Origin of the sequence: Salegentibacter flavus (assembly GCF_900115145.1) — a bacterium.
GTDB classification, from domain to species: domain Bacteria; phylum Bacteroidota; class Bacteroidia; order Flavobacteriales; family Flavobacteriaceae; genus Salegentibacter; species Salegentibacter flavus.
The window spans coordinates 80,978-89,926 of record NZ_FOVL01000016.1 but is presented as its reverse complement, the minus strand read 5'-3'; the positions used below and the strand labels follow the sequence as shown (position 1 = coordinate 89,926).

General features: G+C 40.2%; 9 protein-coding genes. 4 read left to right on the top strand and 5 right to left on the bottom strand.

Annotated features, from left to right (window positions below; all coding sequences use genetic code 11):
- The 3 genes from BM266_RS17125 to BM266_RS12655 all read left to right on the top strand — a co-directional run.
- The coding region (locus tag BM266_RS17125; RefSeq protein WP_175494805.1) for an HYR domain-containing protein at window positions 1-1,905 on the top strand (1,905 nt) is incomplete at its 5' end.
- 12 nt (window positions 1,906-1,917) lie between these two features.
- Entirely contained in the window at window positions 1,918-2,829 is a 912-nt protein-coding gene (locus BM266_RS12660) for a PorP/SprF family type IX secretion system membrane protein (RefSeq protein ID WP_093410335.1), read from the top strand.
- 17 nt (window positions 2,830-2,846) lie between these two features.
- Window positions 2,847-4,712 carry an OmpA family protein gene (locus BM266_RS12655; protein WP_093410332.1) on the top strand — a complete coding sequence of 622 codons (1,866 nt, stop codon included), beginning with the start codon at window positions 2,847-2,849 and terminating at the stop codon, window positions 4,710-4,712.
- A 73-nt stretch (window positions 4,713-4,785) separates the two neighbouring features.
- Here BM266_RS12655 and BM266_RS12650 read toward each other — a convergent pair whose 3' ends face one another.
- The 5 genes from BM266_RS12650 to pyrR form a co-directional block, all read right to left on the bottom strand.
- Window positions 4,786-5,292, bottom strand: a complete 507-nt coding sequence (locus BM266_RS12650; RefSeq protein ID WP_093410331.1) for a CAP domain-containing protein — start codon at window positions 5,290-5,292, stop codon at window positions 4,786-4,788.
- 179 nt (window positions 5,293-5,471) lie between these two features.
- The gene (locus tag BM266_RS12645; protein WP_093410328.1) at window positions 5,472-6,380 is read right to left on the bottom strand and encodes a ribonuclease Z; all 909 of its coding nucleotides are present in this window, start codon (window positions 6,378-6,380) and stop codon (window positions 5,472-5,474) included.
- A gap of 10 nt (window positions 6,381-6,390) precedes the next feature.
- The gene (locus BM266_RS12640; protein ID WP_093410326.1) at window positions 6,391-6,723 is read right to left on the bottom strand and encodes a ribonuclease Z; all 333 of its coding nucleotides are present in this window, start codon (window positions 6,721-6,723) and stop codon (window positions 6,391-6,393) included.
- Window positions 6,724-6,796: 73 nt separating this feature from the next.
- Window positions 6,797-7,726 carry an aspartate carbamoyltransferase catalytic subunit gene (locus BM266_RS12635; RefSeq protein ID WP_093410323.1) on the bottom strand — a complete coding sequence of 310 codons (930 nt, stop codon included), beginning with the start codon at window positions 7,724-7,726 and terminating at the stop codon, window positions 6,797-6,799.
- Between the two features lie 23 nt (window positions 7,727-7,749).
- Window positions 7,750-8,289: a bifunctional pyr operon transcriptional regulator/uracil phosphoribosyltransferase PyrR gene (gene pyrR, locus BM266_RS12630; RefSeq protein WP_093410320.1), complete on the bottom strand. Its 540-nt coding sequence runs from the start codon at window positions 8,287-8,289 to the stop codon at window positions 7,750-7,752.
- A 244-nt stretch (window positions 8,290-8,533) separates the two neighbouring features.
- Between pyrR and BM266_RS12625 the strand changes: the two genes are divergently transcribed.
- Window positions 8,534-8,926: a DUF302 domain-containing protein gene (locus tag BM266_RS12625; RefSeq protein WP_093410318.1), complete on the top strand. Its 393-nt coding sequence runs from the start codon at window positions 8,534-8,536 to the stop codon at window positions 8,924-8,926.
- Window positions 8,927-8,949: the final 23 nt, after the last annotated feature.

Sequence of the window (8,949 nt, the reverse complement as noted above, 5' to 3'; positions counted from 1 at the left end):
GATGATAATGAAGCTTTAGATGCAGAATATCCGGTAGGAACCACAACCATTACCTGGACGGCCACCGACGAAAATGGAAATGATGCCCAGCCGATTGAACAAACCGTAACGGTAACTGATGACCAGGCTCCGGTAATCGCAGAATGTCCTATTGATCTTACCCTAAGCGCCGATGAAGGAGGCTGTTCAGCTTCTGAAGTGGAGCTGGGTATGCCGGAAGTAACCGATAACTGTGATTCAGAACTTTCTATAACCAACGATGCTCCCGAAGTTTTCGAACTTGGAGAAACCACCGTAACCTGGACCGTTACCGATGACGCGGGTAATGAAACTACCTGTACGCAAACTGTTACTGTTGAAGACAACGAAGCTCCGGTAATCGCAGAATGTCCTGCTGATCTTACTTTAAGTGCCGATGAAGGAAGCTGTTCAGCTTCTGAAGTTGATCTTGGATTGCCTCAGGTAACCGATAACTGTGATTCAGAACTTTCTATAACCAACGATGCGCCTGAAGTTTTCGAACTCGGGGAAACCATCGTAACCTGGACCGTAACCGATGCCGCGGGTAATGAAACTACCTGCACGCAAACTGTTACTGTTGAAGACAACGAAGCACCGGTGATCGCACAGAACCAGGATATCAGTGTGAATACAGATACCGATGCCTGTTCCCCGACTGTTAATTATCAAATCCCTGCAGCTACAGATAACTGTGGAGAAGTTCAGGTAGAATTGACCGAGGGGATGGAGCCAGGAAGTGAATTCCCGGTAGGAACAACTAATATCACTTATACCGCGACAGATGGCGCGGGCAACTCAAGCAGTTCTAGTTTTTCCATAATTGTTATCGATAACGAGGCTCCAGCCATCACCTGCCCTGAAGATCTTTCATACACTGTAGAAATGGGTACATCAGGGATTCAGGTAGATTACGAGAATCCAGCCGCTTCAGATAACTGTTCAGATGTAAGCTTAAGTCTTACCGAAGGTTTTGCTTCTGGGGAAGAGTTCCCTGTGGGAGTAACCACGGTAACCTGGACTGCTACAGATGCCTCCGAAAATTCTTCCAGCTGTACTTTTACAGTAACGGTAGAGGAAGAAGAAATCCCGGAAGCACCCGAAGCTCCTGTGGTAGAAGTGATTCAGCCTGATTGTATCCTTCCGCTGGGAACTATCCTTGTCGAGACTGGAGAAAATCTAACCTACAGTATTGATGGTGAAAACTACCAGGCTGCAGGAGAATTTAACGACCTGGAACCGGGCACCTATGAAATAATCGCTAAAGATGAATATGATCAGGTTTCCGAAGCAACTATTGTAATCCTCGGACAACCGGTAGCTGAAGAAATTGAAACAACTACTATTAGTCTTTGTACCGAAGATTCTATGTTTGATCTGTTTGAATTGCTCAAAGGTGATTATGATAGCACCGGAGAATGGATAGATACGAACAACACTGGAGCCCTGGAGGGAGATTTCATAGATCCTTCGATGTTAAGTGTAGGTAACTACAGTTTTGAATATAGAGTTGAAGATTCAGCTTGTCCGGTTAGCGCCACTGTAACAGTAAACATTAATGACGACTGTGTGGTATTACCATGTGGACTCGAAGATATTCAATCCAGTATCTCTAAAGCAGTAACTCCTAATGGCGACAACAGAAACGATTATTTCGAGATCGATTTTGCCGACGAATGTGGGTTCACTTATGAGGTAATGATCTTTAACCGATGGGGTGCGAAGATCTTTAAATCTGATAATTATCAAAACAACTGGGATGGCCAGTCTAATAAATCGGCTACCAGTTCAAACCAGTTGCCTTCAGGAACATACTACTATATTCTGAAAATCAGGAATAGTGGATTTGAACCCATTCAAGGTTACATTTATTTAGGAACAAAATAAAAAAGGGAAACCATGAAAAAAGTATATCTAATCATATTAGTACTGTTTGTTGCAGCGCCCGCAACTGCGCAACAGCTCCCTCAATTTACACAGTATATGTATAACACCATATCTATAAATCCCGCCTATGCGGGGAGCAGAGACGGTTTTTCCATTACTGCGTTAAACCGGAACCAATGGGCGGGTATTAACGGAGCACCAAACACCCAAACCTTATCTATCCATTCCCCTTTGAGGAACGATAAGGTCGGGCTGGGTCTCTCAGTTATCAATGATAAAACCGGATATGAAAATTACACCTATTTGTATAGTGACTTTTCTTATCGCCTTGACCTGAGTGCTGATGTTTCCCTTAATCTCGGATTAAAAGGAGGTTTTAGTTATTATAATCTAGACGAAGATCTCTTTACCGAACCGGCAGTAATGAATGATCCATTTTTTCAGGATCGGTTCAATAAATGGACGCCTAATTTTGGACTAGGGTTTTACCTTTCAGCCCAGGATTGGTATATTGGAGCATCAGCACCGAAAGTAATCAATAACAACAATCACGAGTATAATAACTTCCTATCAATGGAACAGGTGCACTACTATTTCACCGGTGGTTATGTATTTGATCTGAGTGACAATGTGAAATTAAGACCAACAGGATTGGTAAAATTGACCTCTGGAGCTCCCCTTTCGGTAGATATCTCGAGTACTTTCATCTTTAACGAGAAATTTTATCTGGGCGGAACTTACAGAATAGACGATGCCCTGGGAGCCTTTCTTGATGTGGAGATCTTTGATGGTTTCAGAGCTGGTTATGCCTATGAATATTCAATTTCAGACATAAGACCATATACTTCGGGTTCTCACGAGATCCTGCTGATCTATGAATTCAGATTTAAAAACACACGTTATAAATCCCCGCGATTTTTCTAATATAAACGCTGCTTATTATGAAAACAAATTACTATCTGATATTAGTTTTTCTAATTGCCGGGCTCAGCCTACAGGCACAAAAGGGAAAGCAGAAGAAAGCAGACCGGCTGTATAATGATCTTGCCTATTTTGAGGCCGTAGAGGTCTATAAGGAACTTATTGAAAATGATTACAACACTGTAGACAATAAGCAAAAACTTGCCGATTCTTATCTGCAACTCCGCAGTCCTGAAAATGCGGTCTTTTATTATGAGGACATTATAAACGAACCCGATATTTCTCCTGAGTACTATTACAAATATGCCCAGGCCCTTCGGGGAGTAAAGCGATATGATGAATCCCGGGAATGGGTTGAAAAATACCTGGCTAGCAATGGCAAATCCCGTGCTGCTCAAAATATGTTGGAGGAAGATGACTATGGGACTAACACTACATACACTCTGGAAGAAGCAGGATTTAATTCTGTATTCAGCGATTTTGGTGTATTCGAAAGAGGTGGAAAAATGTATTTTGTCTCTGCCCGTGCAGAAGGTGTTCCGGTAAAAAAACGGGTGTATTCCTGGACAGGCGAACCTTTTCTGGATATATATGAGGTAAATTCTGAAACCAACGAAGTATCGGCAGTTATGGGCGAAGTTAACACCAAGCTTCACGACGGTCCGGCGGTAATTACTCCTGATGGTAATACTATGTATTTTACCAGAAATAATTATTTCAACCACCGGGAAGGTAAACGGGATAAGAATGCTACCAATCATTTAAAGGTATACAAGGCAACTTTAAGCGGAAATTCCTGGGGTAATGTCACCGAACTTTCCATTAATCACGATGAATATTCGGTAGGTCATCCTGCCCTCTCGCCAGACGGAAATACGCTGTATTTCACCTCTGATATGCCCGGCGGTTTTGGCGGGACTGATATCTATAAAGTCGATATTAATGATGGAGTTTTGGGAGACCCCGAGAACCTGGGTGAGAATATAAACACCGAACAGGATGAAAGTTTCCCGTTTATTGATGAAGACGGAACATTATACTTCTCTTCCAACGGTCACGGCGGCCTTGGGTTTTTTGATATTTTCCGCGTAAATCTAAAGGAACAGAATGCTGAAGTTGAAAACCTGGGGGAGCCTGTAAACTCCAATCTGGATGATTTTGCATTTTTTAAATCCTCCGGCCAAAATACAGGATATATCTCCTCGAACCGTTCCGGGAATGATAATATCTACAGCTTCAATCGGCTTAACCCGCTTGTTTTAAAAGGGAAAGTTACTGATGCTATTAACGAGGAGCCGATAGAGAGCGCTACGATAAGGATCTTTGATGAAGACGGGAACCAGGTTTCTTTCCTGGAAACAGATGAGGACGGTAATTATCAATCTGAAATTCAACGAAACAAAGAATTACCCCTGGAAGCTAAGCAGATAGAATACGAAGAATTCTCCATTACTATAGATACCCGAAACAGTGATGAAATAGAGGAAATGGAATATAATATTAGCCTGGAGCCAATCAAGGATGTGGAATATCTTGCTGAGATCGATAATATTTATTTTGATTTTGATAAAAGCAACATTAGAAAAGATGCTGCACAGGAACTCGACAAACTGGTAGACCTGATGAAGAACGAGTATCCGGATCTTGTTATTGAAATTGGAGCTCATACAGATTTCCGCGGAAGCGAGCAATATAATGAAGGATTGGCTCAAAGAAGAGCACAATCAACACGCCAATACCTGATCGAAAATGGTATAGACGAAAATAGAATTTATGCAGCCAAAGGTTACGGGGAAAGGGAACCGGCCATAGATTGCGAGCGTTGTACAAGAAAAGAACATCAACTTAACAGACGCTCGATGTTTAAGGTCGTTAAAATGAATTAAACTCTACCCTGCCCCAACCAAAAAGGTTCAGCTATAATGGCTGAACCTTTTTATTAATAATGAAAACAAGGTACTACCTTCTAACAAATATATTGGTGAAGTAATTTCTGCCTTCCTTATCTTTTACTACAGAAACCCCAAAGTGGGTAAAATTAGATTCAATATTTTCCCGGTGGCCATCGCTTTTTATCCAGGCCTTTACCACGGCATCGGCAGTATGGTAACCATAGGCAACATTTTCACTTACCGCACGGGCTGCTATACTATTAACAAGTGTGGTATAGCGCTCTCCAAAGTTATCGTGGCTCACCTTTCCGGTTTCTACCATATAATAATTATGATCTTCTGCTTCTAAGGAAATTTCGCCTAGTGGACTAAGTTCTTTTAAATCCTGCTCCTTACGGTAATCGTTAATTGCAGAAAGGATTTCCTTCTCAATATCGGTGTATGTGTAGTTCACCGATGTTTTTGCGATATGATCGATGGAGTTTATCTCCTCGTCAACACTGTCTTTTGCACACGAAATCAGTACTAAAGAACTGAAAACCATCAAAATAAATCTTGTTATACTTTTTCTCATAGGTTAGCATATTAAACTTGAGGTGAGATAAAAGTACATATTTAATCGACAAAAAACATTTTGACATATGTAGTTCATCGATTTTAAGATATATTTAACAGTAATTATAGGATTCATCCTACAATACTCAGTGCAAGTTGGTTATTGATATTTGATTTGTAGGAAATTAGCACATAAAATTAATCAAGAATGATTTCCAGACCATCATCGGCAAGTTCACTCGCAGAAAATATACTTTCGGCTTCTTTCTTAAAAAAGTCAATAGTATCATATCGCGTAGAATAATGACCAAGAATTAGCCTGCCTACACCTGCCTCCAGGGCAATTCTTGCTGCCTGTTTGGCCGTGCTGTGCTGAGTAGGTTCTGCCAGATGGGACTCTGACTCAAGGAAAGTTGATTCGTGATACAGTGCGGTTACCCCTTTAATTTGGGAAGTAATCCCAGGGTCATAAATTGTATCACTGCAGTATGCATAACTTTTGGGCTCAGGCGGATCTGCTGTGACTAAAGCATTGGATATTAATTTACCATCTTCAGCAATTACATCTTTACCCTTTTTTAAGCTCTTATACAAGGCAACATCAATCTTATACTCTTTCGCCTTATTTATTAAAAGCTTTCTATCTCCGGGTTTTTCCCTAAACAGAAACCCGTTGGTATAAACGCGATGTTTAAGCGGAATGGTTTCTATACTTACTCGTTCATCATCAAAAATAACTTCAGGTGTTTTTTTTGTGAGTTCATGAAAATACAAAGGATAATTTGTCCAGGATTTAGACAGTTTTAGCTGCAACAGGATGACCTCCTTAATCCCTTTGGGCCCGTAAACATGAAGGTCGTTCTGTCGGTTTAGAAGCATAAAAGTGGAGATAAGTCCAACCAAACCATAAAAATGATCTCCATGAAGGTGAGAAATAAAAATGTGGTTTATTTTGGAGAATTTTATTTTATTTCTCCTCAATTGCACCTGGGTACCTTCCCCGCAATCTATAAGAAAAAGATGATTCCCTATCTCAAGAACCTGAGAGGTAGGATTGGTGAAACTTCGGGGAGTAGCGGCATAACAGCCCAGAATGGTAAGTTTCATTCAAAGCTCTTTAAAATCCAAGTTCCCGCTGAATCTCGTCCATTTGTATCACATCTTTGGCTTCCTGAAGAGAGGGTACAACGCATAATTCATCAGGGATTTTTTCAATAGGAATTGCATTGTTAATGATCACAAAAGACTTTTTATCCTCCCTGTGGACATTGGAAAGCTCCAGAAAACTCAGCATCTCCTCCAATTCCAGGTTTTCATAAGAAGAAATATCGAGGATAAGATTGTCATTTTTAAATTCCTCATGTCTTTTGGTGAGGTCTGACGCAAATTCCACCACAGAATCATGCCTGGCCTTGATCAAAATATGATTATCTTCTTTCTTTATTTTCATAGCTTAACAATTAAAACTACCTGAATTCCTTTAGACAATTCAGGTTTCTTTCCTTAAAGTTAATAAAAATGCTTTACTGTTTGATCTTAGAGGCGAGTAAATAAATAACAGCCATTCGCACAGCGACTCCATTTTGAACCTGATCCAGGATAATGGCATTCTCTGAATCGGCAACGTCACTGGTAATTTCAACACCGCGGTTAATCGGCCCGGGATGCATAATTACGATTTCTTTATTCAGGCTGTCGAGCATCTTCTTATTCAACCCAAACTGCTGGGTGTATTCTCGGGTGCTCGGAAAATAACTGATTTCCATTCGTTCATTTTGGACCCGCAACATATTAGCCACATCACACCATTCCAGGGCTTTTCTCAAATCGGTTTCTACCTTAACGCCCAGCGATTCAATATGCTTCGGGATAAGAGTTTTCGGGCCACAAACCTTTACTTCTGCCCCCTGTAATTTCAAAGCAAAAATATTAGACAGTGCTACCCTGCTGTGAAGGATATCCCCAACAATTACTACTTTCTTTCCTTTAACACCGCCAAGTCGCTCCTTAATTGAATAGGAATCCAGCAATGCCTGGGTTGGATGCTCATGTGCTCCATCTCCGGCGTTAATAATACTGGCCTTTACATGTTTTGACAGAAAGATTCCGGCTCCGGGGTTTGGATGGCGCATTACTACCATATCCACCTTCATGGAGAGAATATTGTTAACAGTATCTATGAGGGTCTCTCCTTTTTTCACTGAAGATGACGCTGCTGAAAAATTGATAACATCAGCGCTAAGTCGTTTTTCTGCCAGTTCAAAGGAAAGCCGTGTTCGGGTGGAGTTTTCAAAGAAAAGATTAGCAATAGTTATATCCCTTAAGGAAGGAACCTTTTTAATGGGCCTGTTGATTACTTCTTTAAAGTGGTCGGCGGTTTTGAATATTAGCTTAATATCCTCCTTCTTAAGGTATTTTATACCCAATAAGTGGTTTACACTAAGTTCACTCATCTATTTCTTTTCTTTTACTTTCATTATTTCGAAATAAGATAAACCACATCTTCCCCTTCATTTTCTTTCCAGTTCACCGCAACTTTTTCCTCATTAATTGCATCCACCTGTCTTCCGCTATAATCTGGTTGAATTGGCAGATGTCGGCTAAATCTCCGGTCTATCAGACTCATAAGTTCTATTTCTTTTGGCCGGCCAAAAGACTGTATTGCAGTTAATGCTGCCCTTGTACTTCTACCGGTATACAAGACGTCATCTATAAATATCACCCGCTTATCTTCAACTACAAAATCTATTTTAGTTTTATTGGCTTCCAGCGGTTTATCACTTCTGCGGAAATCATCCCGATAAAATGTAATATCTAGATGTCCTAACTTCAGGTCTTTCAGTTTATATTCCTTCTGAAGAATATTCAGGATTCTTTCAGCAAGGTAAACTCCGCGGGGCTGAATCCCAATGAGCACTGAATCTTTAAAATCGGTATGATTTTCTACTAATTGACAAGCCAGCCGATGCAAAATAATATCTATTTCTTTAGAAGTAAGCAATACTTTTTGGCTCATAGTTCGTCAATAAGAAATGGTTGGTACACAAAAGTAAACTTTTTTCTTATTTTGATAGGAGAATTAAGCCCGATTCTTGAAGAAGAATTATTCGCATTGCATTAAGCTTAAAATTGGTAAGCCTACAATATACCTTCCTCATAAAAAGCCTGGGTTCATTTCTTCAGTATTAAGAAAAATTTAATGCCGGCTGGGGTAGATAGTGAATTATAATTCTTAATTTCAAACATAAAATTTAAATATTATGAGCTATTATTTTAATACCACACTGAAAAACACCTCTTTTGAAGATGCTTTGGAAAAAGTAACTGCAGAGCTAAAAAAAGAAGGTTTTGGGGTACTCACAGAAATTGATGTAAAAGAAACCCTTAAGAAGAAAATTGATGTAGAATTCAAAAAATACAAGATCCTGGGCGCCTGCAATCCTCATTTCGCACATAAAGCCTTAACCAAGGAGGATAAAATTGGAGTACTTCTACCCTGCAACGTGGTAGTAGAAGAAAACGATAACGGCGAGATCGAAGTTTCGGCTGTAGATCCTATTGCTTCTATGCAAGCTGCAGAAAATGAAGATCTTCGCGGTATCGCAACCGAAGTTCAGGAAAAAATGAAAAAGATTATTGCGAATCTTAAATAGATGAATTTACGGCTTCAGTTTTT

What these genes read in the sequence shown, in the direction of transcription:
- BM266_RS12660 (WP_093410335.1), top strand. Translation starts at nt 1,918, where the DNA reads ATGAAAAAAGTATATCTAATCATATTAGTACTGTTTGTTGCAGCGCCC.
- BM266_RS12655 (WP_093410332.1), top strand. Translation starts at nt 2,847, where the DNA reads ATGAAAACAAATTACTATCTGATATTAGTTTTTCTAATTGCCGGGCTC.
- BM266_RS12650 (WP_093410331.1), bottom strand. Translation starts at nt 5,292, where the DNA reads ATGAGAAAAAGTATAACAAGATTTATTTTGATGGTTTTCAGTTCTTTA.
- BM266_RS12645 (WP_093410328.1), bottom strand. Translation starts at nt 6,380, where the DNA reads ATGAAACTTACCATTCTGGGCTGTTATGCCGCTACTCCCCGAAGTTTC.
- BM266_RS12640 (WP_093410326.1), bottom strand. Translation starts at nt 6,723, where the DNA reads ATGAAAATAAAGAAAGAAGATAATCATATTTTGATCAAGGCCAGGCAT.
- BM266_RS12635 (WP_093410323.1), bottom strand. Translation starts at nt 7,726, where the DNA reads ATGAGTGAACTTAGTGTAAACCACTTATTGGGTATAAAATACCTTAAG.
- pyrR (WP_093410320.1), bottom strand. Translation starts at nt 8,289, where the DNA reads ATGAGCCAAAAAGTATTGCTTACTTCTAAAGAAATAGATATTATTTTG.
- BM266_RS12625 (WP_093410318.1), top strand. Translation starts at nt 8,534, where the DNA reads ATGAGCTATTATTTTAATACCACACTGAAAAACACCTCTTTTGAAGAT.